The sequence below is a fragment of the Roseobacter litoralis Och 149 genome (genome assembly GCF_000154785.2).
GTDB lineage: Bacteria > Pseudomonadota > Alphaproteobacteria > Rhodobacterales > Rhodobacteraceae > Roseobacter > Roseobacter litoralis.
Genome location: NC_015730.1, coordinates 2,400,241 through 2,425,142, shown reverse-complemented (window position 1 = coordinate 2,425,142; position 24,902 = coordinate 2,400,241). Strand labels below are relative to the sequence as shown.

The window sequence follows — 24,902 nt, the reverse complement described above, 5'->3', positions numbered from 1 at the left end:
TGCATGCCTCTGCCACCCGCAGGGTCAGAAGGTTTTGGTCATTAACATATAATTGTCGCGCGATTTGAACCCGGCGCGCTGATACAAACGTTGTTTATCCTCAGCGCTGCGCTCGACCTCGAGGTGCAGTGCTTTCAGACCGGCGCCCGCCAGTGCGCGGGGCAGGGCCAGCAGGGTTTCCGATGCTATCCCGCGCCCTCTCACGCCCGGCCGCACAAAGATTTCATCAATGAAACCGTCAAGCCCGCCGAATTCCAGCGACCAGCCAAAGGTGATCACAAGATAGCCGATGGGTGCGCGGGGTGGGCCGATCAGATAGGCGGCACCATGCGGACTGCCCTCAAGCAACGGCAGAATACCAGTGCGCCGCGCCTCCGCCCCGAGGGTGATCCCGGCCTCCTGATGAAATGCAGCCACCAATGTGTCAAGCTTTTCAAGGTGATCGGGTGCCGCAAGGGTCAGGGCCGCACTCATAGCCGGGCAAGCCGTTCTGTCAGCATATCAAAAAAACCATCCGCATCCAGATCCCCGATAAACAGCGCGTTTTTTGGCCGATCCGTCACGCCCCACCAATCTGCGACGGTCATGCCCATGGTCAATTCGGATGTGGTTTCTATTTCTACATTAACCCGGCGTCCCGTGAACAGATCTGGGCGCAGCAAATATGCGGTGACACAAGGGTCGTGCAAGGGTGCCCCGGCAGAGCCGTATTTCTCCTTGTCGAACCGTTCGAAAAAATCCGTCATCTGGGCGACAGCAATGCCAACGGGCGTGCTCAAAGCGCGAAAGGCGTCGTTACGCGGGGCGGTGACGAGTGCTTTGTGTGTGACATCGAGTGGCAGAACCACGATATCAACGCCAGATTTGAACGTTATTTCAGCGGCTTGCGGGTCGACATAAATGTTGAATTCCGCTGTGGGGGTGATATTCCCAACCTCGAAATACGCCCCGCCCATCAAGACGATCTGTTGCGCGCGCTGCACGATGTCCGGCGCTTTCTGGAAGGCCGTGGCGATATTGGTCAGCGGCCCCAGCGGGCACAGAGTGACCGTGCCCGACGGCTCTGCGCGCAGGGTATCAATGATGAAATCAACTGCGTGCTGGTCTTGCAGGGGCATCTCTGGGTCCGGCAGGTCAGGGCCATCAAGGCCTGTTTTGCCATGAACATGCTCGGCGGTCACAAGATCACGGCCAAGCGGCCTGTCACAGCCTGCAAAGACCAGCGTATCGGGTTTGCCTGCCAATTCGCAGATGATGCGTGCGTTTTTGGTGGTCAGATCAAGGGGGACATTCCCGGCCACGCAGGTGACGCCCAAAACATCGAGTTCTTCAGGGCTGGAAAGCGCCAAAAGGATCGCCACTGCGTCGTCCTGACCGGGGTCGGTATCAATGATAATTTTGCGTGCTGTCATATGCTCTCTTTGACTGTGTCGCGAATAAGAGTCCAGCAGGCATCAGTGACAAACCGCTGCGGTATTCGGTGTTGGATGCAGTATGGTGAAACCGGTAATTTGTGGACCGCGGTCAAAGGTGTCGCACGTTAGGGCGTCCGGCGAAATTCGAAACGCGGGTTTGCCATTATGCACTGTCACCGTTTTATGTCTAATGCCTGTTGCAGGATGGTAGATATGCGCTTGTTTTTATTGCAAATATGCCTCTGGATACCGTTTTCGATCCGTGGCGCCACGATCTAGTGGCCGAAGATAACACCAGCTCTGCTTATCTCGCGGAGGGTTTGAAGCGACAAAGCAATCCATCCAACGCAGAACAGAAAAACGCGATTTTTTCCGGCAATATTCCGCCAAGGCCGCACTGTGCCCGAACGCGCGGTTACCATGATGCGGCATCGAATATGCTCTAGTCTTTCCGCGCCTCTGCTTTGACCTGATCCCATAGCGCATCCATCTCTGCCAGATCGCTGTCTGCGGGTGTTTTGCCCAAGGCCGCCAGCTTGGCTTCGACCGCTTCGAAGCGTCGGGTGAATTTCGCGTTGGCGGCGCGAAGGGCGGCTTCGGGATCAAGGCCGAGGTGACGGCCCAGATTTGCCATCACGAACAGCAGATCGCCGAATTCCTCTTCGATTTCCACCTGGGTCAGACTGTCGCGCGCCTCCACCAGTTCTGCGGCCTCTTCGGTGATTTTGTCCAAGACCTCATTGGTGGAGGGCCAGTCAAATCCGACCCGTGCTGCGCGCTTTTGCAGCTTGAGCGCGCGCAGCAGGGCAGGCAGGCCAATGGCCACACCATCCAGCGTGCCCTGTTGCGCGTTGTCTGCGCGTTCGCGGGCCTTTATCTTTTCCCAATCGGCGGTTTGCTGGTCCGCTGATTTGTCGCGGCTCTCATCGCCAAAAACATGCGGGTGGCGCGCCACCATCTTGTCGCTGATCTTGCGCACCACCGACTGAAAGGTGAAGTGACCGCCTTCCGCACCCATGGCCGTATGATAAACGGTTTGCAGCAGCAGATCGCCCAGCTCCCCCTCAAGATCGCGCCAGTCCTTGCGCGCGATGGCGTCGGCGACCTCATAGGCTTCTTCGATTGTGTAGGGGGCAATGCTGTCGAAATCCTGCTCGATGTCCCACGGACAGCCCGTTTCCGGGTCGCGCAGGCGGCGCATGATCTCAAGCAGGCGTTCAATTCCCGCATCAGGGTCGTGGATCAGTTCATCTGCCATTGCAGCCGCTCCCGCTTCGGTGTCAGATGCACCTGACAAAACATTCGACAAGGAGTCCAGAGCATGCCCGTCGTTAACCGGATCGCTGACATGAGCGCGGATATGACTGCCTGGCGGCGTCACCTGCACACCATTCCCGAACTGGGGCTGGAATGCCATAAAACCTCCGCCTTTGTGGCGGAGCGGCTGCGCGAATTCGGGATGGATGAAATCCATGAAGGGATCGCCAAGACGGGTATTGTCGCCATCATCAACGGGCAGGGTGCAGGGCCGACGATCGGGTTGCGCGCCGACATGGATGCGCTGCCGATAGAGGAGGAAACAGGCGTTGACTATGCCTCGACCCATCCGGGTAAAATGCATGCCTGTGGTCATGACGGGCATACGGCCATGTTACTTGGCGCGGCCAAATATCTGGCCGAGACGCGAAATTTTTCCGGGCGTGTCGCGCTGATCTTTCAACCTGCCGAGGAATTTGGCGGTGGCGGTGAGGTGATGGTCGAGGAGGGCATCATGACGACCTTCGACATCGCTCAGGTTTATGCGATCCACAACGCGCCGGGCAAGGATTTCGGCAGTTTCAACACCTGCGCGGGGCCGATCATGGCGGCGGCTGATACCTTCTCGATCCATATCGAGGGCAAGGGCGGACATGCTGCGCGCCCGCATGACTCCGTTGATCCTGTCGTCGCGGCCTGTTCCATCGTGCAGGCCCTGCAGACCATCGTCAGCCGGAACCGCAACCCGCGCGATTCGCTGGTGATTTCCACCACGCAGATACACACGGGCACCACGGATAACGTGATCCCCGAGACGTGTTATATAAACGGGACGGTGCGCACCTTTGACAAAGCGGTGCAGGCCATGGTCGTGCAGCGTATGGAGGAGATCGTGCAGGGGCAGGCGGCCAGTTTCGGGGTCAAGGCCCGTCTTGAGTTCGAGTTTGGCTATCCTCCCACGGTCAATGATGCGGATAAAGCCGCCTTTGCCGCACATGTGGCTCGTGAAATTGCAGGGGATGGGGCTGTAAATAGCGCGACAGAGCCGGTGATGGGGGCCGAGGATTTCTCCTATATGCTGGAAAAACGGCCCGGTGCTTACCTCATGCTGGGGCAGGGGGAGGGCGCGGGCGTGCATCACCCAAAGTATAATTTCAATGATGAGATCGCCCCGATTGGCGCGTCGTTCTTTGCGCGCCTTGTCGAGCATGCACAGCCGGTTTCGGGTGCCTGACACATGGGACTGGAAGATGCCAAGACCGAAATAGACCACGCCTTTACGCGCGATGATCTCAAGGGTGCGAGTTTTGAGAATGCATTCGGTGGGGCCACGTCATTTCTGCGCCGTAAATACACCAAGGATCTGTCGCTCGCCGATATCGCAATAACGGGCGTGCCCTTTGATCAGGCGGTGACCAATCGTCCGGGGACCCGTCTGGGGCCGCGCGCCATCCGCGAGGCCAGCGCGCTGCAACCCTACGATCCGCCCTATGGGTGGCCATTTGATGTGCTGAGCGAATTTGCGATCATTGATTACGGCGATATGGCCTTTGACTATGGGAATGTCGCGGCCTTTCCCGAAACGCTGAAGGCGCATATCGGCACCATTCTCGCAGCAGATGTGCCGACCGTCACGCTGGGGGGGGATCACTATGTGACCTATCCGATCCTCAAGGCCTATGCAGAGAAATACGGCCCCATCAGCCTGTTGCAGTTTGATGCCCATTCAGACAGTTGGCCGGATGACGAGGAAAGCCGCATTGATCACGGTACTTTCGTCTACAAAGCCATCAAGCAAGGCATCGTCGATCCGGCCACGTCGGTGCAGGTGGGTATCCGCACCACCAATCAAGACACGCTTGGGGTAACAACGATTGATGCGCGCGAAGTCCACCGCATCGGACCGGAAGCCACCGTCGCGAAAATCAAAGAGGTGCTGGGGGATAATCCCGCCTATCTGACCTTCGATATCGACGCGCTTGATCCGGCCTACGCGCCGGGCACAGGCACGCCCGTGTGGGGTGGGCTGACCTCGGCGCAGGCGGCGGCGATGTTGCGTGATCTGGCGGGTATAAACATCGTGGGCGGCGATATTGTAGAGGTTTCACCGCCCTTTGACACCACAGGGGCAACCGCTATAGCAGGCGCGCATGTGGCAACAGAAATACTGTGCCTTTTGGGCTGGAAAATGCGAGGCGGTGCGTGATGGCAGAAAAAAATCAACCGATCAGCGGGAACGATCTGGCGCGCTTTTCCGGCCCCAACACTTTCATGCGCTTGCCCATGGTCAATGATCTCAAGGGGCTGGATGTGGCTATTGTTGGTATTCCGATGGATATCGGCACATCCTGGCGGTCGGGCACGCGGTTTGGGCCCAAAGAGGTGCGCGCCGAAAGCGCGATGATACGGCCCTATAACATGGGAACGGGCGCGGCCCCCTTTGACAGCCTGCAGGTGGCAGATATCGGCGATTTGGCCATCAATACGTTCTCGCTGGCCAAGAGCCTCAAGATCGTTGAGGAAAGCTACCATGCCATCCTGAACTATGACGCGATGCCAGTGGCCATTGGTGGGGATCATTCGATCACATTGCCGATCTTGCGGGCCATGCATAAGCGTCATGGCCCCGTCGCCCTTATTCACGTGGATGCCCATGCCGATGTAAATGATGAAATGTTTGGCGAAAGGGAAACCCATGGCACCGTCTTTCGTCGCGCCTACGAAGAAGGCCTGATCCTGCCTGAAAAAACCTATCAGGTCGGCTTGCGTGGCACAGGGTACACGGCAGATGATTTCGCTGAGGCGCAGGGGTGGGGTTTTCAGCAGTTTCCGGCACAGGAGCTTTGGCACCGCAGCCTCACCGGTTTGGGCGGTGAGATCCGCCGCGACATTGGATCGAAAACACCTGTCTACGTCACCTATGACATCGACAGTCTGGACCCGGCCTTTGCGCCCGGCACGGGCACGCCTGAGATCGGCGGCCTTACAACCCCGCAAGCCATGGAACTGATCCGGGCGTTGAGGGGGCTGAATATCGTCGGCTGTGACCTTGTGGAGGTCTCGCCGCCCTATGATGCCAGCGGCAATACCGCGCTGGTGGGCGCAAATCTTCTTTTCGAGCTTATATGTGTTTTGCCCGGCGTCGACTATCGCTGAGGGCATAGGCTTCGAGCCGAGTTAGAAAAGAGGGAAGATATGCGCATGTTTTTAGGGTTTGGCCTGATCATCGTTGTCTGTGCGCTGGCATACGTGCGCCTGTCGCAGGGCGATATTAGCAACTGGCATGTGCCGGTAGCGGGCACTCAGGACGCTGACGGTGCAGGGGATGCTTTGCGCGTGATCGCAGCGACGCCCGAGACATTCGCCGCAGCGGATGCCTATATGGCTGCTTTGCCGCGCACCAAGGCGCTTGCGGGGTCATTGGACGAGGGGCGCATCACCTACATTACGCGTTCGCAGGTCTTTGGGTTTCCCGACTACACCACAGTGGAATATGCGGACGGCACGTTGAAAGCTTTCGCCCGCCTGCGATATGGCCAATCAGATTTGGGGGTCAACCGGGAACGACTGGAGGGGCTGATCGCCGCGCTCCAGTGAAGAGGACAGGCATCCCTGTTCAACCTCGCGCCACATCGGCACATTCAGCGACATCTGACACTGCGCCATGAACATGCGCCCATCGACCTGCATGCAAATCGTCTCGCCCAGTTCGATGCGTGCGCCACCGCGATCGGTGCAATAGCAATCCACTGTTTTACCGCTGGGATAAGTGATATCAGCACCGGCGGGCAGGGCCAAAAAGGCAAGAGCGAAAGCAAATCGTATCATGGCGATAATCTATCATGAAAACGGGCCTTGACCAATAGCATTCAATATCGGATTTCAGCACGATGATCCCGCTTGACAGACTTCGCCAGATTACCGAACGGTTCCAATATCTGGAAGCCGCCATGTCCACAGGGGATGGTGGCGGCGATATCGCGACGCTGGCCAAAGAGTATTCGGATCTGCGCCCTGTTGTTGAACAGATCAGCGCCTATCAGCAATTACTGAACGATCTGGAAGATGCGGCCGAGATGCTGGGGGATCCCGATATGGCGCCGCTGGCCGAAGAAGAAATTCCGCGGCTCAAATCCGCCCTGCCGCAGGCTGAGGCCGCGCTGCAACTGGCGCTCTTGCCCAAGGACAAGGCCGATGCAAAACCGGCCATGCTTGAAATCCGGCCGGGCACCGGCGGGGATGAGGCGGCCTTGTTCGCCGGTGATCTGTTTCGCATGTACCAACGCTATGCCGAGACGCAGGGTTGGAAGGTCGATGTGATCGAATTGCAGGAAACCGAACTTGGCGGAATCAAGGAGGTGGTCGCGCATATCAAAGGCGCGGATGTCTTTGCCCGGCTGAAATACGAAAGCGGCGTGCACCGGGTGCAGCGGGTGCCGAGCACGGAAAGCGGCGGGCGTATTCACACGTCGGCGGCAACGGTCGCTGTCCTGCCGGAAGCCGAAGACGTCGACATTCATATCGAGGCGAACGATCTGCGGATCGACACCATGCGCTCGTCCGGTGCGGGGGGGCAGCATGTGAACACCACGGATTCTGCCGTGCGCATTACCCATTTGCCCACCGGGCTGGTGGTCACGAGTTCCGAAAAATCGCAACACCGCAACCGCGAAATCGCGATGCAGGTGCTCAAAGCGCGCCTTTACGATCTTGAGCGCAGCCGCGTGGATGATGAACGCTCGGCGGATCGGGCGGCACAGGTCGGCTCCGGCGATCGGTCGGAACGCATCCGGACCTATAATTTCCCGCAGGGGCGCATGACGGATCATCGCATCAATCTGACGCTTTATCGGCTCGATGCCATTCTGCAAGGCGATCTGGATGAAATCATCGATGCTTTGACGGCGCATGCGCAAGCGCAGCTGATGGCGGACATGGGACAATGACCGCCGCAGAGGCGATGGTGGCTGCCATGGCACGTCTGCGGGCAGCTGGTGTACCGGATCCGGCCCGGGATGCGCGTGTGCTACTGGCCCATGCCGCGCAGGTGGATGCCGCGCGCGTGACGCTGATTGCACCGGAAGACATGGCCGCAGATATCATTGATCGCTACGATCATCTGGTGTCATTGCGTGCAGTGCGTGTGCCCGTATCCCAATTGATCGGATCGCGTGAATTCTACGGACGCCGCTTTAACATCACGCGTGAAGTGCTTGATCCAAGGCCAGAAACTGAAAGCTTGATCGAGGCGGCGCTATCTGCACCCTTCAGTGATGCGCTGGATCTGGGCGTCGGGTCGGGGTGCCTGATCGTGACGCTTTTGGCGGAACGGCCTGATGCAAAGGGCGTTGCCATCGACATCAGCGAGGCTGCGTGCCTGCAAGCCAGTGCGAACGCGGTGCTGCATGAGGTTGCGGATCGTGTTCAGGTGCTGAAATCGGACTGGTTTGACGCGGTGGAGGGCCGTTTTGATTTGATCGTTTCCAACCCGCCGTATCTCGCAGCGAGTGAAATGTCACAGGTGCAACCAGAGTTGCGTGATCACGAACCGCGCTTGGCTCTGACGGACGAAGCAGATGGGTTGACGGCGTACCGCGTGATCGCCGCCGAGGCACAGGGATACCTGAGCGCGGAAGGTCGCGTGCTGGTAGAAACCGGGTGGCAACAGGCGTCGTCCGTGCGTGACATTTTCGAAGCGCAGGGGTGGGGTGAGTTATCGATTCTCCCTGATCTTGGGGGACGTGACAGGATTGTCAGCGCGTCAAAACCTGGGTGAATTCCGCCAGAACTGTACCAAAACTGACGAAATTTTAGGTTTTTCGGGTTTTACTCTTGCAGGGACGCGCTTGTCGTGGTTATTCAAAGACGTTGCAGCGGTGGATGCTTTGTTATGGCGGTCCCGCGCGGCATTATGCCCAACATATCGAAATCCCGGATTTGAGAAACTCCATAAGCACATCCGGCCCTACGATTAACAGCACGAAGGCTGAGCAAACTTCATGAAATCATCGCGATCACGCTCCCGTTCAAAGGGCAACCGCAACAGGTCCAGTAATCAGGGCGGCAACGTCGTCAACCGCGTCTTTGACAGCTCTGGTCCAGAGGGTAAGGTACGCGGCACGCCCCAGCAGATCATTGAAAAATACAATCAGCTGACGCGGGATGCACAATTGAGCAACGACCGGGTTGCGGCGGAGAATTTTCAACAACACGCCGAACACTACACACGTATGCTCAGCGAGGCGCAGCGCGAGATCGACGCGCGGCGTGAAGAACAGGAGCGTCAGAACAGAGAACGCCAGGCCGAGCGCGATCGTGAACGTGCCGAGCGGCAGGAACGGGATGCTGCAAATGCCGCTGCTGTGGTCGAACAGCCGGTGGTTGAAGCGCCGGAACAGGAAGTTGAGAGCGGCTTGGTTGAGACACCGGAAAGCCAGCCCAAGCCGAAACGCGCGCCGCGTCGCAAGCCACGTGCAAAACCTGCACCTGCAACGGATGAAAGCACACCGCCTGCATCTGGCGGAGATGACGCGCCAAAGGCCGCAGAATAACCTGCGACCTTTGGTTACTTGGCAGCCACGGCGCGGGCCAATGCACAAAACCCTTGGAGGCTGACGCGTTCTGCGCGTTCGGTAGGTTTGATGCCTGCCGCCTGAAGCCTGTCCTCAATATCCGGGCCCAACCCCTTTAACGCCGCGCGCAGCATTTTGCGCCGCTGATTGAAGGCCATCGCGACCACTTTGCTCAAAACATTCGCATCCGCAGGATACCGTGGCGCGGGCAGGGCGGTGATATGCACAACGCTGCTCGAAACTTTCGGCGGCGGTGTAAAGGCTTCGGGTGGCAGTTGCATCACAATCTGAGCATCCGCGCGCCATTGCGCGAGAATGGCAAGGCGCCCATAGGCTTTGCTGCCGGGTTTTGCGACAATACGTTCGGCCACCTCACGCTGGAACATCAGCGTCAGGCTCTGCCAATAGGGTGGCCATGTTTCTGGCGTAAGCCAGCGCACCAAAAGCTCCGTGCCCACGTTATAAGGCAGGTTGGCGGCTACGCGGATGGGCGGGGTCAAAGCACTCAGCGGGTCGATCTCAAGGGCATCCCCGTTCACGACCTCCAGCCGCCCGGGATAGGCCGCGGCGATTTCCGCAAGGGCAGGCAGGCAGCGGGCGTCTTTCTCAATCGCGAGCACACGTCGCGCACCCTGCGCCAAAAGCCCGCGCGTCAGACCACCGGGCCCCGGGCCGATCTCCAACACATCGCAGGCGCTCAGATCGCCGGCCTGACGCGCAATCTTGGCCGTCAGGTTCAAATCCAGCAGAAAGTTCTGTCCCATTGATTTGCGCGCCGACAGATCATGATCGCGGATCACGCTGCGCAAGGGGGGCAGGTTGTCTATCGTGGTCATAGGTGGGCGCGCCCACCGCGCACGGTCTCAGACATGTTGGCCCGCCATATGCGCGGCTAGCTTGATCGCTTCGATCATACTTGTCGGGTTGGCGATGCCCTTGCCCGCAATGTCAAAGGCCGTCCCATGATCTGGTGACGTGCGGATAAAAGGCAGGCCCAGCGTGACATTGACGCCGCGATCAAAATCGAGCGTCTTGATCGGAATGAGCGCCTGATCATGATACATCGCGACTGCGACGTCGTACCCCTCGCGGGCGCGGGCATGAAACATCGTGTCTGCGGGCAGGGGGCCGCGGATGTTCATCCCGGTTGCGGCAAGCGTGTCGATCACATCGCCAATCCAGTCCTGTTCCTGCATGCCCATCGCGCCACCTTCGCCCGCGTGCGGGTTCAGGCCAGCAACTGCGATCCGTGGCGTTTTTATGCCGAATTGTGAGCGCAGCGCGTTGTGCGTGATGGTAATCGTTTCGTGGAGCAACTCTGGTGTCAGGGCATGGGGGACGTCTTCAAGGGCAATATGGATTGTTGTCGGCACCACACGCAGCGTATCACTGGCCAGCATCATGACCGCGCGTGACGTGCCGCCTGCCAGCGCCTGTAAAAACTCCGTATGTCCGGGGTGTTGGAAATCAGCGCCATCAATCAGCGCCTTTTTGTGAATAGGGGCGGTGCACAGGGCTGCGGCAGCCCCATCCTGTACCCACCCGACGCAGGCCGCGATCACGTCGATCACGCCTTGCGCATTGGCAGGGTTGGGGTGGCCTGGGATCGTCGGTGCGGCAAAGCTATGAACCAGAACGGGCAGCGCATGCGCGTCGACCTCGGCAATCTCGCGCGGGTGTGTGATTGCCGTAAACCGCGTGCCCGCGGGCAGGTGGCGTGGATCACCCATCCATGCCAGTGGGATTGTCCCCTTGAGGGCGTCCCATGCAGCTACAGCAATTTCCGGACCAATCCCGGCCGGTTCACCGCAACTCATCAGCACGGGGCCCGTCACGGGGGTCATTGGACGCGAATTCTGGCGTCCGCGCGCAGCTGTTCCAGAAAGCTCTCTGCAATCGCGTTAAGTCTGCCGCCGCGCAAAGCATTTGCCGCCTCGTCACGACCGACATCTTCATTGGCGGCAGCCGTCCGCCCGCACATCATCAAAAAGAGCAGCGTTTGACCCTCTGACCGCGTCAGGGCGATCGAGGTCTCTCCGGGATCAAGCTTGCTGAGTTCAAGCGCGATGTCCGTCGGTATCTCAGACGGTGGTTTGCTGCCCCGTTCTAGGATCTCCGGCGGCTGGCCCTGTGCCACGCCATATAGATCGTCACAAACATCGACCTGCGCCCCGATTTTGGCCGCCTGCGCAAGGCCTGCCGGAGTGCGCCCGCCCGCAATGTAATAGACCGCATAGTCGATTGCGGCATACTCAGGCGTTGACGCACCGGTCTCTCGAATGTCACGTAGTTGAAACAATGCCACAGCTTCAGGGATGTTCAGCGGTTCCGTGACCTCGCCCGGCGCCAGACCCAACAGCAGCGGACGCAGGCTTGGCGGCAGATTGCTGAGCGCTTGCCATTCCAACCGTCCGCCCTGATCGCGCGTGGCCGTCGCTGAAAACCGCCGCGCATAATCGGAGAATTCTTCCACTGAGGTCGTGGTGGCGATCTGCTCTGCCACTTCCTGTACTTCGAGCGCGCGTGCGGGCGGTGCGGGGATGATGATTTCGGACACCAGCACCTGAATGTTACTGGCCCCATTGGTGCTGCCAAGCGCCTGATCGATTTCTTCTTCGGAGACCTGCAAACGCGGGCCAAAGCGGGCAGCGATGAAATCGCGCCATGACACCCCGACACGAACGAAATCTTCGAAGGTTGTGGCGGCGATCCCGTTTTCCTCAAGCACGGTCTTGAATTCATCCACGCCAAGGTTCACCCGACCCGCGAATTCAATCATGCCGTCCTGCATTGCAGCGTCCGAGAGTTCCAGACCCGCGTTTGCAACGGCCTGCGCGCGCAGGCGTTCGTTGATCAGTTCTTCAATCACGGCTTGTCGGCTTGAGCCTGGCGCATTCAATAATATCAGAAACTGCTGACGCTGCTCGATTTCAAACTCGGTGATGACGCCATCATTGACCTCAATGACCGGACTGAACAGACTTTGCGCGCCGAGCGGTACAGCAAAACTGCATGTAGCGCAGACCATCAGCACGGTACAAAACTCTTTTATTCGGATCATCTGTCTGTCACCCGCATGTTTTGGCATAAGTGTCCGTTCCCCGTTTGGCCGAAAAACCCGACAGACCGATGGATAAGCCGAAACTGGTAGAAGGCTCAATACCTGTTGAGGAGGTATATCGGCGGCGCACGGAAAAGTCGATTTCCACGCATTCGTTAAAGTAAGTCAGGCTAAGCCCTGCGTTCGAGGCGCGATCGGCAATCAGGTCATAGCGCCAATCCGCTTTGGCACGCCAATTGCGGTCCACGATGAAGGAGCCATCAAGGAACAGTTCCGACGTATCGATGAAGCGGCTTTCCTGCGCGTCACGCGTCAGCCACAGATAGCTGCCGCCGACATCGCCGAGCCTGTGATCGAAAGACCCGCGTACCTCGGCCTTGCTGAAGTTGAAACTATCGTCAAAAAGTGTGCGCGCGGTGACGGCCCACCCGTTGAGCGTTTTGATTTGTCCGGCCACGAGGTAATCTGACTGCAGCCCGGAAAGACCCGAGGCATCGGTGAAGTTTTCGTCTTCGTCGTTGCGCATCACCTGGCCCACGGTCAGCGCGCTCTCCCAGCCTGACAGCGCAAAGCGGGACCAGTTCACGCCATAGGCACCCACCCCGCCGCGCTCGCGCCGGTCGGGGCTTGGGAAGCGGGACAGGGCCAGAAGGTTGCCGTCATCAAAATCTACCAACGTGCTTTCTTCATTGGGAATGTCCAGCTGGGTGGAGCCTGTCCATGCAAGCTGTGCGATGGGTTCAAGAAACTGTGTGGCCCCATTGTTATCCACGCGGGTCATCGGATAGCGCAAAGCCACCGTGCTGAAGGGGGAAACCTGCGATTGGTTCTGATTTGTGCTGCTGTCTTGCGTGATGTTGAAGATATCGGCGGCGACGCCAAATCGGGTTTCCGCACGCAAGCCGCCGGGCAGGGACCAGCCCCGCAGCCATTCGGCCTCTGTGTTCACGCGGGAGACGTCGCGCCCGATGATGTCCCTGTCCGAATATCTGATGTGGTTATGCCCATTGACGGTAAAGCGCAACTCGCCTCCGGTGGCTGCCGGAAAAAACCGCCGCTGGTAGAAAATATCGCCGACAATGGTGGGTATGGTCGAATTCTGTTCGTTGTCGCGCAGGGATTTGTAGCCGATAAGGCTCGCCGCGGTGTATTCGTCTTTTCTGGCGCGGCTGACGCTGATCTGGCTGTCCAACCGGTCTTTGCCGGAATACCCATAGTCCTGCAGATAGTCGTCGTCGGATGTAAGCTCGATGTCGAAGTTTAGTTTGAAATCATTGCGAAGGTCAAAGGACCCGTCGCCAAACAGGTAGGCGCGCGTCTCTCCGGGCCTTTCATCGTCGCGGCTGATGGCCCAGTCAAATTCGATGTCACCGTTTACGAATGCCTGCCTGTAGCGCATCTCAACTGTTCGCGTTCTGCTTGAGACATAGGGCGTTATGGTCAGATCGCGGTCATCTTCCAGCGCGATGAAATAGGGGACCTTTATGCCCAGCCCCAGTTCTGATGTGCTGACCAGCGACGGGATCAAGAAACCGGTGGCGCGTTCAACCGTTGGGTCCGGTAGCCGCAGGCGCGGAAAATAGAACACCGGCACGTTGCGGATGCGAAACTGCGCGTCTTCAAAATAGATCTGGCGTTCCTGACGGTCATGGATCACGCGCCGCGCTCTGATCTGCCAAAGGGGTGGTTTGCCGTCATCACAGACATCGCAGGAGGTGACGGCGGTGCGATACAACTGGCTGTAGCGCTCATTGACGCGCTCCATTTGCCCGCTGGCCAGCTGGAGTTGTTGATTGATCACCATCCGCGCCCCGCTCAGCAGCCCGGTCTGGAGCGTGGCATCCAATTCAGCAGCATTGGCGAGAACGGTGATGCTGTCGCCGTCCTGTATCCGAATGGGGCCGACAATGGTCAGCGCACCGGTGACGCGATCATAGCGGATTTCTTCTGTCTGCAGGCGGGTTTGCCCCTGTAGCGCTTCGACGTTGCCACGTGCGATCAATTCGCGGTCGGCGGCAATGAAAATCTCATCGGCAACCAGTGTGGCAGGGCGTGGTGTTTCTGCCTGCTGAGCGGTCGCAAGGCAGGGCAACAGCGCCAAAACGAGAGTGAGTAAAACGCGTCGCATCATCCATCCTCTGCATGTAGCAGCGGCCCGAAGGCGAGCAAAACCGACGCAATCGGCGGTGCCCATGCGGCGAGGTAAACAGGCAACTGGCCGTTCTCGCCAAGGATCAGCCCGAAACTGCGCACGAAATAGAGCGCGAAGCCCAGCAGCACCGCCGCAAGAACAGCAACCCCGGTGCCGCCAAATCTGGTATGGCGCATGGTGAATGCACTTGCGATCAGCACCATGGCGACCAGAAACAGAGGCCGGGCCAATTCCGATTGCAGCCAGACGCGGTGTTGCAGCGACGAGAACCCGGCCTGGTTCAGCTGTTTGATAAAATCGTTCATCTCCCAGATCGAAATCGTACTGGGGTGCCCGAAACTTTCGCGAATACGCTCAACCGTCAGGCTGGACGGGATCGTGAGACTCCGGTGTTCTGTCGCATTGCCTTCTGAATTGATGCCGCGCGCCAAAGGCCAGTCTTTGACGTTGCGCAACAGCCACGCGCCATCTTTCAGCTCCGCGCTATCGGCGTGAATGCGGCGCACCGGGGTGCCGATCACTTCATACGCCAGAAACGTGACGTCAAACAGAACCGAGGCATCCGGGTTTGATCGCCATGCCCTGATCACCATCTGCCCGTCATCTGTTCCCTGACGCAGCCACAGCCCTTCGGTGGAAATGGAAAAGGTTGACCCGCCGCCCGTCCGGTAGGTCTGCGATAACTCGTTGTATTTTTTGGAGGTGGCGGCCACGATGGGGTTCAGGGTTGTGGTGGCCAGCGTGCCCAGCACAATCACAACGCCAACCGGCGCGATCAAGGCCCCCATCGCGGAGCGGCCAGAGGCCCGCGTGGCAATCAGTTCGGAAGAGCGTGCAAGGCTCAGGAAAAACGCGACGGTGGCCAGCAGGACGATCAGGGGCAAGATCTGGCTGATCGTTTGCGGGGTGTTGAGGATGACGAGTTCGAAAATGCCTGCCGCGCTGACGCCCCGATCCGCGAAACGTCGTGTTTGATCCACCAGATCCACCAAGGCGATCAGCGCAAAGAGCGCGATAAATGCGATCATCAGCCAAGATGCAAAGCGGCGCGCGAAATATAGATGGAGGATCATGCGCGCCTCCGCAGAAGGCGCAGGAAAGCGCCCCGTGGCCGGGCGGCAATCCACAGCATCGCAATTACGAGCAGCGCGCTGATGAAAGTGGGCAAATAGAGCAGGGGCCAGAGTTCCGGGTCCCGCCGCACCGGGCTTTGCAGCGTGCTGCGTACCCCGTCGATCGCGACAAGCAGCACGAAGGCAAAAGCGACTTCGCGCCAGACGCCAAAGCGCGAGAACCCGCCGATCATCAGGGTCGAAAACCCGATCAGGGCGGCAACGATACAAAACAGCGGGTCTGCGATGCGCGCGTGAAAGCTCTGACTGATTGTACCGATACTGCGCCCTGTTTCTCGTGACAATTGATCCCACGGGGTCAGCAACTGGAAAGTCGTCATCCTGTCGGGATCGAGCCGTTGGCTGACATCATTTTGCACCAGCGCTGAGATATCAAAGGAAAAATCCCGGAAGTTCGCCGTGGCCAGACGATCCGTTGCGGTCGTCAACCGCTGCGCGAGGCCATCCACCATGATCAACGATGTGCGGTCTTCATCTCGGATCAGGTACGCGTGCGCTGCGGTGTAAATAACTCCTTCTTCAACGTGTCGCCGGTCCGACAAAAACACGTCCCGTAAAACACCGTCGTCATCGATCTGCTGCGTGTAAAAAGTAACGCCCTCAGACGGATGCAGAAACCGCCCTTCGGTCAAAAGCCGAGAGGTCGCATTCTGTGCGATTTCGTTTTGCCGATGGCCCAATTGCTGTTGGGCCAGGGGCATCAGCACATGATGCAAAACAGAGGCCATCAAAAACACGATCACTCCAAAAACAAGAACCGGGCGGGCCAGTCGCACAGGGCCGGAACCCGTCGCCTGTAACACCGTCAACTCGCTTTCGTTGTTCATGCGGTTGGTGACGTAAACTGCGGCGGCAAAAGTCGCGATGGGCAGCACCGTCGTGATCAATTTCGGCAACCCCAATGCGGTGAATTCAAGGAAAACAAGGGCAGATTGCCCGTCGCTGATCAGTTGGTCAAACAGGGATACGCCGCGATTGATCCACAGAATGGCAACCAGCACCAGCGCAAAGAAGCCAAATAGAACCAGAAGTTGCGACAGCATGTATCTGTCGAGTCTGACCACTCCGATTCCCTCTTACGCGTTTTGAATTCTTGGCGTCACGTTAGACCAAAGCGCGCTGCGGTAAAACTGCTATCTGGTCTTTGCGGGTCAGGCGCGCTACGTCCTTGAGCGTAATCCATGAAAAGAAGGCTAATGATATGACGACGCCCACCCCTGTGACCTTTTTTGAAACTGATATTGAGCGTTTGGCCGATCATGCCGGGCGTGTCTCGATCATTGTTGACGACACCGGGCGCATGGATGTGGCGGGGCGTCGTGTGAATCGTCTGACCAAAGGGGCGCTGAAGCGCGCGCTGGAGGCCAAGGCCGAGGCAGGTTTGAAACCGGGCAGTGTTTTTACGTTGGCCTATCCGGCGGGCATGGCCGCAGAGGCGGTGGATGTCATGTGTGTTCCGCGCTCAACGACTGTGCACAAGGCGCGCGCAGCGGGTGCTGCAATCGGGCGCAACCGGGGCAAGGCAGAGGTATTGCTGGCGACAGGAAACTCGAAATGGGCCGCAGAAATCATGCTGGGTGCTGTGCTGCGCGATTATCGGTTTCAGGATCACAAGACCGGCGCGGATGCGAAAGCAGGCAGCATCCATGTGATGTGCAACGATCCGGCGGCTGTATCCGCGGCGGCTCAGCCGTTGCTGGCGATCGCGGAGGGGACCTTCTTTACCCGTGATCTGGTCAGCGAGCCTGCCAATGTTTTGACCACCACGGAGTTTGCAGACCGCCTTGCGGCAATGGAAAGCATCGGTCTAAAGGTCGAAGTGCTTGAAGAAGATGAACTGGCGAAACTGGGCATGCGCACGCTGCTTGCCGTTGGCCAGGGTTCGGACAGCCCCTCCAAGGTCGTGGTCATGCAATGGAATGGTGGGGCAAAAGGGGATGCCCCCCTGGCGCTGGTCGGCAAGGGCGTGGTGTTTGACACCGGTGGCATCAGCCTCAAGCCGGCAGCAGGCATGGAAGATATGACGATGGACATGGGCGGTGCGGGCACCGTGGCCGGTGTCATGCGCGCGCTGGCATTGCGTAAAGCCAAGGCCAATGTGGTGGGCATCGTCGGTCTTGTCGAAAACATGCCGTCGGGGAATGCGATCCGTCCCGGTGATGTTGTTACCTCGATGAAAGGCGATACTGTGGAAATCCTCAACACCGATGCCGAGGGGCGCTTGGTGCTGTGTGATGCGATGTGGTATACGCAGGAACGGTTTGAACCGGCTGCAATGATTGATCTTGCGACCCTGACCGGGGCCATCATCGTCGGGTTGGGTCACGAAAATGCGGGCGTGTTTTCCAATGATGACACGCTGTGCAACGCGTTCCTGAAATCGGCCGAGGCAGAGGGCGAAGGCGCGTGGCGGATGCCCTTGGGGCAGGCCTATGACGATATGTTGAAATCGCCCATCGCGGACATGAAAAACATCGGGGGCCGCGCGGCCGGGTCGGTAACAGCGGCGCAGTTCATTCAGCGTTTTGTCAAGGACGGTGTGCCATGGATTCACCTTGATATCGCGGGTGTCGCCTCCGTCAAATCCGAAACGGACTATGCGCCCAAAGGGGCCACGGGCTGGGGTGTGCGCGCGCTCGACCGTCTGGTCGCGGATCGTTTCGAAGGAGAGTAACTCCGTGGGCAAGGCCATGTTCTATCATTTGACGCGGCGTCCCATGGAAGACACGCTGATGATGTTGCTTGGCAAAGCAACAGGTGCGGGCTGGCGTGTGGTCGTGCGCGGCACGCGGCCTGACCGGATGGCATGGCTTGATGAAAAACTGTGGCAGGGGGCGGACGACAGCTTTCTGCCGCATGGTCTGGCGGGCGGTGCGCATGATGCGCGTCAGCCAATTCTGCTGAGCACGACGCCGGACATTCCGAATGCGGCCACCTGCGTCATGTCGGTTGACGGGGCCGATGTCGCAGCGGATGAGGTCGCACAATTGGACCGCGTTTGCGTGCTGTTTGATGGCAACGACCCGCAGGCGCTTGACATCGCACGGGGCCAGTGGAGCACGTTGAAAAAGGCCGGAGCCGCTGCGGAATACTGGTCCGAGGAAAGTGGGTCTTGGCAGAAAAAGGCCGAAACCAAAGCCGGTTAACGCATCAGCGTCAGCGTGTTATCCGCGATCTGGATTTTGCCCCATTTCTGCAAATAGGTCATGCCAAGCAGCGAATTGTTCATCTCGCCCTCATTCACAACCGCCACGACGTCTCTGTCGATCACATGTCCCAGCTTCATGGTGTCGAGCCGGACAGGGGCGGTGCGCACTTCGCCGTTGGCAGTCATGGCGCGGCCATAATAGGTCAGTTCATCGCGCAACAAACCGGCGGCTTCTGCATCTTTCTGGGTCAGGACAAGTGACGTGGCACCCGTATCCAGAACGAAGCGCACAGGGGCGCCGTTGACCTCTGCTTCGATGTAATAGTGCCCGTTCGGACTGCGCGGCACGACGATCCGGTTTTCATCCGCAAAGACCGATTGCTGCGGCAGGACGGTGCGCGAGATATCATCCCACAGCCCGTAAGCAACAATCGCACCGCCGAAAATGAACGCCCAGGCGGCGGCCTGCTGCAGTGTCTTGTTCCACGACCCGCGACCTTGCATGAAAAACCACCCGCTGACCATGAGGCCCAGTAGGATCAGATAAATAAGCTGCCCGGTATCGAAGCTGTCCACTAACATTCTCCCATTGCGTTAGATCTGTATATAAGCCTTGGTTGGAAATTGTCAGCCCGGTCCGGGGCCAAAGCCGAATGCCGCGAGACCTTCCAGCACGAATTGAACGGACAGGGCCGCGAGCAGCATGCCCAGCAGACGCGTGACTACCGTGATACCCGTTTTACCCAGTGCCCGCCCAATCGGGCCGCTGATCATGAAAAACGCCAGCACGATCAGCATCACGAGACCGGTTGCGCCAAGGACCATCACCGCGCCTTCCAGCCCCGGGCGCTGACCCATCAACAGGATCACCGACGCGATGGAACCCGGCCCTGCGATCAGAGGAATTGCCAGTGGGAAAACGGAAGGGTCGTCGCTGTCGTCTTCTTCGGAGCGATCCTCGCGCCGCTTTGTGCGCCGCTCAAACAACATGTCCAGCGCGGTGAGGAACAAGAGCACACCCCCTGCAACACGGAAGGCAGGCATGGAAATGCCGATAAAATTCAACAGGGCTTCGCCAAAGGCTGCGAAAGCCAGCAAAATGACGACAGCGATAATTGTAGCCCGCAGCGCGATCCTGCGCCTCGCCTGATCCGACATGCCATGTGTCAGCGCAACGAAAAGTGGGGCCAGACCAATCGGATCAATGACCACGAACATGGTGACAAAAGCGGTAATCAGAAAAGCTGTATCAACAATCATGCGAGCGCCCCAAAACCGTAACCGTCGCGATCCCTACGGGAGTCGCGCCGTGAAAGCAAAGGAACATGTGACGCGAAACCGAAATTCGGGGATCAATGACACCGACTTGATCCATGTCATTCAGGCTGTGCCGGGACGGTGTAAAATGCTGCCCATGCATCAGGTGACAGACCGACGTGCACCGCTTGCGGGATTGGGGCACGTTTGGTTTGGCCATCTGTCGCTTCGCAAACCGGAGGATATCCATGGCTGACATGTCTGTTAACGAGCCACTGAGAAAGTCGCCGCGCATCGGGCCTAATGCGATTTTGCAATTGGAAGAGCCGCTTGATCGTATGTTGGGGCAGGGCGCGTTGGCGCAGATACTGAAGATAACCCGTGTGGCGATGCCATCGGGTAAAGAAATGGTGCCGCAAGAGGATGTTGGGCTCGTGCATCATACGATGTGGCGCCTCTTCCCCGAGCAGGCCGGAACACTGTCAGACCGAGCCGGGGTCGGCACCGCGCGCTACATTGCGGCAAACCGTATCCCCAAGGCCGCTCGGGTTATGCTGCGTATCCTGCCACGCGTTTGGGCGGAAAGAATGCTGACCAAAGCCATCTCAGACCATGCATGGACATTTTGCGGTTCAGGCGCGCTGGATACCAGACGCGAGAATGGAGAAATCCACTTTATGCTGCGTGAAAACCCACTTGCGGACAAGGTCACACAGCCACCACATCGGTGCATCTGGCACGCCGCAGTATTTGCCGAACTGTTCAGCTTGGTCCTTGGTCGCCCCTATTATTGCAAAGAGGTCTCATGCTGCGCGCTTGGAGCCGAACTGTGCCATTTTGTGGTGAGCCGCGACAGACCGACGGGCCATTTCAAAGGGCTGCAACTTTAGGCAGCACCTGATTTTTCCAATTTTTCGAGGGCGGCCATCCACATGCCTTCGGCGCGTTCCAACGCGTCCATCACCTCAGCGTATTTCTTGTTCCAGACTGCCAGTTCACCGCGCTTTGCGTCCTCATAAAGATCGGGGTCGGCGAGTTTCTTGGCGAGCTTGTCGCGCATATCATTCAGCTTTTCAACGCGGGCTTCGGATTTGCGCGCGTCGGCACGCAGGGCCAGCATTTCGTCGCGCGACAATCCTTTGGTCGCCGGGGCGGCGGTTGGTTTTTTTGAAGTCTTGCTGACGGGTTTCGTAGGTGTCAGCAGCATCTTGCGATAGCTGTCGAGGTCGTCGTCATAGGGCGTCACGGTTCCGTCTGACACCAGCCAGAGGCGATCCGCGACCATCGACAGCAAATGCATGTCGTGGCTGACCAGAATAACAGCGCCGGAATAAGCAGTCAGCGCCTCCACGAGCGCTTCGCGGCTTTCGATGTCGAGGTGGTTCGTTGGTTCGTCGAGGATCAGCAAATGCGGTGCATCAAGTGTTGCCAAAAGCAGCGAGAGCCGCGCCTTTTGACCACCTGACAGGCGACCGACTTCGGTTTCCGCCTGCTCAGGGCCCAGGCCAAACCCTGCCATCTGCGCACGCAGTTTCGAGTGCAGAATGCCGGGACGGGCTGAAATCATATGTTGCAGCGGTGTTTCCTTGACATGCAACTCTTCGACCTGATGCTGCGCGAAAAACCCGATCCGCAGTTTGTTGGCCTTGACCGCTTTGCCCTGCATCAGCACCAGCCGATCAGACAAAAGCTTCGACAGCGTCGATTTACCCTGTCCGTTACGGCCCAAAAGCGCGATCCGGTCATCCTGATCAATGCGCAGGTTCAGACAGTTGAGCACAGGCGTATCGGTATAGCCCACCGCACCGCCTTCGATGGAAATGATTGGCGGCGACAGCTCTTCGGGTTCAGGGAAGGTAAAGACCCGCTTGGCCACCTGTTCGGGGCTTGCGATCATATCCATTTTTTCAATCATTTTCAGACGGGACTGCGCCTGTTTGGCCTTTGAGGCCTTTGCTTTGAACCTGTCGACAAAGGATTGCATGTGGTCGCGGCGCGCTTGCTGTTTCTTGGCCATGGCCGCTTGCAGGGCACGCTGTTCGGCGCGTTGGCGGGCAAACTGATCGTAGGGGCCCTGATAAAACGTCAGCTTGCGTTCATCCAGATGCAGGATAGCGCCCACCGCCCGGTTCAACAGACCCCGGTCGTGGCTGATGATGATGACCGTATGCGGGTATTTGGCCAGATAGGCCTCCAGCCACAGCGCGCCTTCGAGATCCAGATAGTTCGTCGGCTCATCGAGCAGCAACAGATCGGGCTGGGCAAATAAAACCGCCGCCAGTGCGACACGCATCCGCCAGCCACCGGAGAAATCGGAACAGGGTTTCAGTTGCTCATCGTCATCAAAACCCAACCCCTTGAGGATCGTTGCCGCGCGCCCTTCGGCGGACCAGGCATCAATATCGGCCAGACGCGTCTGGATTTCCGAGATACGGGTCGGGTCGCTGGCCTCTTCCGCTTCGTGCAGCAGGGCCGCGCGCTCGGTGTCGGCTTCGAGCACGGTGTTCAAAAGCGATGTCTCAGACGAAGGGACTTCTTGCGCAACGCCGCCGATCTTGGCGCGGGTGGGCAGCGACAGATCACCTCCATCCAACGAAAGTTCACCGCGGATAAGCTTGAACAATGTCGTTTTTCCAGCCCCGTTTCGTCCGACAAGGCCCACCTTGTGACCATTGGGGATGACGGCGCTGGCCCCGTCGAAAAGAGGGCGACCCTCAATCGAATAGCTGATGTCGTTTATACGTAACATGCGCCTTGCACTGAACGACTGTCGCGGGCATGTCAATGTGCCTCCTGCAATCAGGGGACACAGACTGAATTAAGGTCTTTTCGGCAAGCAGGGCGCGTGATAGATGCGCCGCAAATCAAACCCCTTGCAGGAGACCTATCATGGCCCTTGAGCGCACATTTTCGATCATCAAACCGGACGCGACACGCCGCAACCTCACCGGAAAGATCAATGCAAAATTTGAAGATGCGGGACTGCGCATCGTTGCACAAAAACGCATCCACATGACCAAGGCGCAGGCCGGCGTGTTCTATGCAGTGCATTCCGAGCGCCCGTTTTATGATGAATTGTGCGAATTCATGGCGTCAGAGCCGGTTGTCGTGCAGGTTTTGGAAGGCGAAGGGGCCATTGCCAAAAACCGCGAAGTCATGGGGGCCACAAACCCTGCGGATGCAGCGCTCGGCACTATCCGCGCGGAGTTCGCCGAAAGCGTTGGCGAAAATTCGGTACACGGATCAGACGCACCTGAAACGGCCGCAGAAGAGATTGCGTATTTCTTTTCCGGCATGGAATTGGTTGGCTAAACCGCCCGGCTTATTCAGCGACAAGGGTCAGCGCGTGCGCTGGCCCTTTTTTGTGGGCTTCAGCACGCCAATTTGATTCATCTGCCGTTCAAACTCGGCGCCGCCCTGATCAAATGCCTCGGCTTTGATGGCGTCAAACCGGGCGCGCAAAGCTTTTTTCTCAGCACCCTTGCAGTCATTCCATGGGCGATCCTGAAGCCCCATGACCAACACGTAATATCCGATGAAATGGGGTTGCGTTCCCGCGCGCAACAGTGCGGCATAGGTTGCATCTGCCCCAAGTGCCCGGACCTGTTCGGCGGTGTGAATGCCTGCTCTCGCGCAGCCAGCCTCGAAGGCGGGGCCGAGGTTTCTGATGGATGAGATCGGGGAAGTCATTGCAGGATACTACCGGCAATTGGCCGCAGACGCTACGGTCGCGGAACGTCAAATACTGGCGTAATCAGTAATCGGCGGCGGTGGTGGCGGCGTGCTTCCCGTGGTGGGGGGCGGTGTTTGCGGTTGTTTTGGTTCTGTCGGCATGAAACTGATTCCCATCGTTAACGCAACAAAGATACCGCCACAGACTTAACGTCGGGTTTGCCAATCGAGCGTCAGGTCTGTGTTCAGACTGTGGCGATTTGGTTCAATTCGTCCCAAATGCGATAGGTGGTTTTTTGCCGGTATGTTTCACCCACGCGTAGAATAATGCTGGGAAAGGCGCTGTGGCGTGGCGCGTCAGGCCAGGCTTGCGGTTCTAATGCGATACCTGAGAAGGGTTGCAAAACCCGTTGATCATGCAGAGAATTTTTGATATCATTTAATCCGCTTCCATTGTATACTTGCAAGCCGGGTTCGGTCGTATCGATCTGTAGCATCAGCCCAGATGGCCCGCTCAGGCGCGCTGCTGGTGTGGGGTGGTCTCGCCGCGTTTCGGCAAGACATAAATTTGCATCCAGCGTTTGATCTGTCGGGACAAGTCGCCCCGTTTGAAAATCATATGCCGTGCCCGAGACAGGTGAAATCTCTCCCGTTGGCAGGGTGTGCGCATCCACGGGCAGGTATTTATCTGCATAGATCGTCAGACGGTGATCTTTCACCGTTTCGCAATTGCCAAGGTTCCAATAGGGGTGATGTGCGAGGTTGATGGCCGTTGTGCGGTCGCTGCTCGCAGTCATTTCCAGAATGAGATGGCCCGCATCCGTCAGGCTGTAGTCCACATTGACCGTCCGATTGCCCGGCAACCCATTTGCCCCATCGCGCAGAAAGCACCGCAATGAGACAGCAGAAGGGGATTGCCGGACGACCGTCCAGTCGCGCGCATGCAGCCCGTCGGCCCCGCTGTGCAGACAACTGCTGCCTTCATTCGGCTCCATCTTGCAGGTGGCACCATCGATGCAAAGCGTAGCGCCGGAAATCCGGTTGGCGATGGGGCCGATCAGGGCGCCGAAATAGCGCAGTTTCTCCGCATATGCATCTGCGTCGGTTGAACCAATCACAAGACTGTGCGGGTGCCCATTGTACCAAAGTCCCGCCAACGTCGCACCGAAGGGCAGGACTTGAGCGGACAGGGATGCGGAGCGCAAAGTTATCATGTGGCGAGCCTCTCATGCGGT

At 58.4% G+C, this 24,902-nt stretch carries 27 protein-coding genes; 12 read left to right on the top strand and 15 right to left on the bottom strand.

All coding sequences use genetic code 11. The features are described 5' to 3' along the window. Positions 1–24: 24 nt before the first annotated feature. The 3 genes from RLO149_RS11470 to mazG all read right to left on the bottom strand — a co-directional run bounded on the left by RLO149_RS11470 (position 25) and on the right by mazG (position 2,673). Entirely contained in the window at positions 25–474 is a 450-nt protein-coding gene (locus RLO149_RS11470) for a GNAT family N-acetyltransferase (RefSeq protein WP_013962258.1), read from the bottom strand. Then, positions 471–1,412: a nucleoside hydrolase gene (locus tag RLO149_RS11465; protein ID WP_013962257.1), complete on the bottom strand. Its 942-nt coding sequence runs from the start codon at positions 1,410–1,412 to the stop codon at positions 471–473. Before RLO149_RS11465 ends, RLO149_RS11470 begins: the two co-directional genes overlap by 4 nt. A 445-nt stretch (positions 1,413–1,857) precedes the next feature. After that, positions 1,858–2,673 carry a nucleoside triphosphate pyrophosphohydrolase gene (gene mazG / locus RLO149_RS11455; RefSeq protein WP_044025320.1) on the bottom strand — a complete coding sequence of 272 codons (816 nt, stop codon included), beginning with the start codon at positions 2,671–2,673 and terminating at the stop codon, positions 1,858–1,860. A 63-nt stretch (positions 2,674–2,736) separates the two neighbouring features. Between mazG and RLO149_RS11450 the strand changes: the two genes are divergently transcribed. From RLO149_RS11450 to RLO149_RS11435, 4 genes are read left to right on the top strand one after another with little or no spacing between them, the layout of a single operon-like run. Further along, positions 2,737–3,906 (top strand): M20 aminoacylase family protein, encoded by a 1,170-nt coding sequence (locus RLO149_RS11450; RefSeq protein WP_013962254.1) that lies wholly within the window; start codon positions 2,737–2,739, stop codon positions 3,904–3,906. A 3-nt stretch (positions 3,907–3,909) separates the two neighbouring features. Further along, complete coding sequence (speB, locus tag RLO149_RS11445; RefSeq protein WP_013962253.1) at positions 3,910–4,878, top strand: agmatinase; 969 nt, start codon at positions 3,910–3,912, stop codon at positions 4,876–4,878. Beyond that, complete coding sequence (speB, locus tag RLO149_RS11440) at positions 4,878–5,828, top strand: agmatinase (protein WP_013962252.1); 951 nt, start codon at positions 4,878–4,880, stop codon at positions 5,826–5,828. The genes speB (RLO149_RS11445) and speB (RLO149_RS11440) overlap by 1 nt, the downstream gene beginning before the upstream one ends. 39 nt (positions 5,829–5,867) lie before the next feature. After that, entirely contained in the window at positions 5,868–6,269 is a 402-nt protein-coding gene (locus RLO149_RS11435; RefSeq protein WP_013962251.1) for a DUF1499 domain-containing protein, read from the top strand. Here the strand turns inward: RLO149_RS11435 and RLO149_RS11430 are convergent. Then, a complete protein-coding gene (locus RLO149_RS11430) occupies positions 6,213–6,500 on the bottom strand; it encodes a hypothetical protein (protein WP_044025319.1) in 288 nt (95 codons plus the stop codon). The genes RLO149_RS11435 and RLO149_RS11430 overlap by 57 nt on opposite strands. Positions 6,501–6,562: 62 nt before the next feature. Here RLO149_RS11430 and prfA point away from each other — a divergent pair, with 62 nt between their 5' ends. The 3 genes from prfA (at position 6,563) to RLO149_RS11415 (ending at position 9,223) form a co-directional block, all read left to right on the top strand. Then, a complete protein-coding gene (gene prfA / locus RLO149_RS11425) occupies positions 6,563–7,618 on the top strand; it encodes a peptide chain release factor 1 (RefSeq protein ID WP_013962250.1) in 1,056 nt (351 codons plus the stop codon). After that, the gene (gene prmC / locus RLO149_RS11420) at positions 7,615–8,448 is read left to right on the top strand and encodes a peptide chain release factor N(5)-glutamine methyltransferase (RefSeq protein ID WP_013962249.1); all 834 of its coding nucleotides are present in this window, start codon (positions 7,615–7,617) and stop codon (positions 8,446–8,448) included. The genes prfA and prmC overlap by 4 nt, the downstream gene beginning before the upstream one ends. Before the next feature lie 223 nt (positions 8,449–8,671). Beyond that, positions 8,672–9,223 (top strand): DUF4167 domain-containing protein, encoded by a 552-nt coding sequence (locus tag RLO149_RS11415; RefSeq protein ID WP_013962247.1) that lies wholly within the window; start codon positions 8,672–8,674, stop codon positions 9,221–9,223. A gap of 14 nt (positions 9,224–9,237) precedes the next feature. On the opposite strand, the gene rsmA is transcribed toward RLO149_RS11415, so the two are convergent. The 6 genes from rsmA to lptF are packed head-to-tail and all read right to left on the bottom strand — an operon-like array spanning position 9,238 to position 16,654. Then, positions 9,238–10,080 (bottom strand): 16S rRNA (adenine(1518)-N(6)/adenine(1519)-N(6))-dimethyltransferase RsmA, encoded by an 843-nt coding sequence (gene rsmA, locus RLO149_RS11410; RefSeq protein WP_013962246.1) that lies wholly within the window; start codon positions 10,078–10,080, stop codon positions 9,238–9,240. A gap of 27 nt (positions 10,081–10,107) precedes the next feature. Next, positions 10,108–11,088: a 4-hydroxythreonine-4-phosphate dehydrogenase PdxA gene (gene pdxA / locus RLO149_RS11405; RefSeq protein ID WP_013962245.1), complete on the bottom strand. Its 981-nt coding sequence runs from the start codon at positions 11,086–11,088 to the stop codon at positions 10,108–10,110. Beyond that, the gene (locus tag RLO149_RS11400) at positions 11,085–12,305 is read right to left on the bottom strand and encodes a peptidylprolyl isomerase (protein ID WP_013962244.1); all 1,221 of its coding nucleotides are present in this window, start codon (positions 12,303–12,305) and stop codon (positions 11,085–11,087) included. The genes pdxA and RLO149_RS11400 overlap by 4 nt, the downstream gene beginning before the upstream one ends. Positions 12,306–12,312: 7 nt before the next feature. Further along, complete coding sequence (locus RLO149_RS11395; protein WP_013962243.1) at positions 12,313–14,436, bottom strand: LPS-assembly protein LptD; 2,124 nt, start codon at positions 14,434–14,436, stop codon at positions 12,313–12,315. Beyond that, positions 14,433–15,530, bottom strand: a complete 1,098-nt coding sequence (gene lptG / locus RLO149_RS11390; protein WP_013962242.1) for an LPS export ABC transporter permease LptG — start codon at positions 15,528–15,530, stop codon at positions 14,433–14,435. Before lptG ends, RLO149_RS11395 begins: the two co-directional genes overlap by 4 nt. After that, on the bottom strand, positions 15,527–16,654 hold the full coding sequence (gene lptF, locus RLO149_RS11385; protein WP_013962241.1) for an LPS export ABC transporter permease LptF: 1,128 nt from the start codon (positions 16,652–16,654) through the stop codon (positions 15,527–15,529). Before lptF ends, lptG begins: the two co-directional genes overlap by 4 nt. A 137-nt stretch (positions 16,655–16,791) precedes the next feature. On the opposite strand from lptF, the gene RLO149_RS11380 reads away from it, so the two are divergent. Both RLO149_RS11380 and RLO149_RS11375 read left to right on the top strand, forming a co-directional pair. Then, positions 16,792–18,264, top strand: coding sequence for a leucyl aminopeptidase (locus RLO149_RS11380; protein WP_013962240.1), 1,473 nt, complete (start codon positions 16,792–16,794; stop codon positions 18,262–18,264). Between the two features lie 4 nt (positions 18,265–18,268). Beyond that, positions 18,269–18,736: a DNA polymerase III subunit chi gene (locus tag RLO149_RS11375; protein WP_013962239.1), complete on the top strand. Its 468-nt coding sequence runs from the start codon at positions 18,269–18,271 to the stop codon at positions 18,734–18,736. Here the strand turns inward: RLO149_RS11375 and RLO149_RS11370 are convergent. Both RLO149_RS11370 and RLO149_RS11365 read right to left on the bottom strand, forming a co-directional pair. Continuing rightward, the gene (locus RLO149_RS11370) at positions 18,733–19,314 is read right to left on the bottom strand and encodes a retropepsin-like aspartic protease family protein (RefSeq protein ID WP_013962238.1); all 582 of its coding nucleotides are present in this window, start codon (positions 19,312–19,314) and stop codon (positions 18,733–18,735) included. The genes RLO149_RS11375 and RLO149_RS11370 overlap by 4 nt on opposite strands. 51 nt (positions 19,315–19,365) lie before the next feature. Then, a complete protein-coding gene (locus tag RLO149_RS11365) occupies positions 19,366–19,998 on the bottom strand; it encodes a MarC family protein (protein WP_013962237.1) in 633 nt (210 codons plus the stop codon). A gap of 49 nt (positions 19,999–20,047) precedes the next feature. Here RLO149_RS11365 and RLO149_RS11360 point away from each other — a divergent pair, with 49 nt between their 5' ends. Together RLO149_RS11360 and bchJ are read left to right on the top strand one after the other, a co-directional pair. Next, a complete protein-coding gene (locus RLO149_RS11360) occupies positions 20,048–20,251 on the top strand; it encodes a hypothetical protein (RefSeq protein ID WP_148264350.1) in 204 nt (67 codons plus the stop codon). Beyond that, the gene (gene bchJ / locus RLO149_RS11355) at positions 20,244–20,885 is read left to right on the top strand and encodes a bacteriochlorophyll 4-vinyl reductase (protein ID WP_013962235.1); all 642 of its coding nucleotides are present in this window, start codon (positions 20,244–20,246) and stop codon (positions 20,883–20,885) included. Before RLO149_RS11360 ends, bchJ begins: the two co-directional genes overlap by 8 nt. Here bchJ and RLO149_RS11350 read toward each other — a convergent pair. Continuing rightward, on the bottom strand, positions 20,882–22,744 hold the full coding sequence (locus RLO149_RS11350; protein WP_044025317.1) for an ABC-F family ATP-binding cassette domain-containing protein: 1,863 nt from the start codon (positions 22,742–22,744) through the stop codon (positions 20,882–20,884). The genes bchJ and RLO149_RS11350 overlap by 4 nt on opposite strands. Positions 22,745–22,884: 140 nt before the next feature. On the opposite strand from RLO149_RS11350, the gene ndk reads away from it, so the two are divergent. Beyond that, a complete protein-coding gene (gene ndk / locus RLO149_RS11345) occupies positions 22,885–23,307 on the top strand; it encodes a nucleoside-diphosphate kinase (RefSeq protein ID WP_013962233.1) in 423 nt (140 codons plus the stop codon). 27 nt (positions 23,308–23,334) lie between these two features. Here ndk and RLO149_RS11340 read toward each other — a convergent pair whose 3' ends face one another. Continuing rightward, positions 23,335–23,685, bottom strand: a complete 351-nt coding sequence (locus RLO149_RS11340; RefSeq protein WP_013962232.1) for a TfoX/Sxy family DNA transformation protein — start codon at positions 23,683–23,685, stop codon at positions 23,335–23,337. Positions 23,686–23,912: 227 nt separating this feature from the next. Beyond that, positions 23,913–24,881 (bottom strand): aldose epimerase family protein, encoded by a 969-nt coding sequence (locus RLO149_RS11335; protein ID WP_013962231.1) that lies wholly within the window; start codon positions 24,879–24,881, stop codon positions 23,913–23,915. Positions 24,882–24,902: the final 21 nt, after the last annotated feature.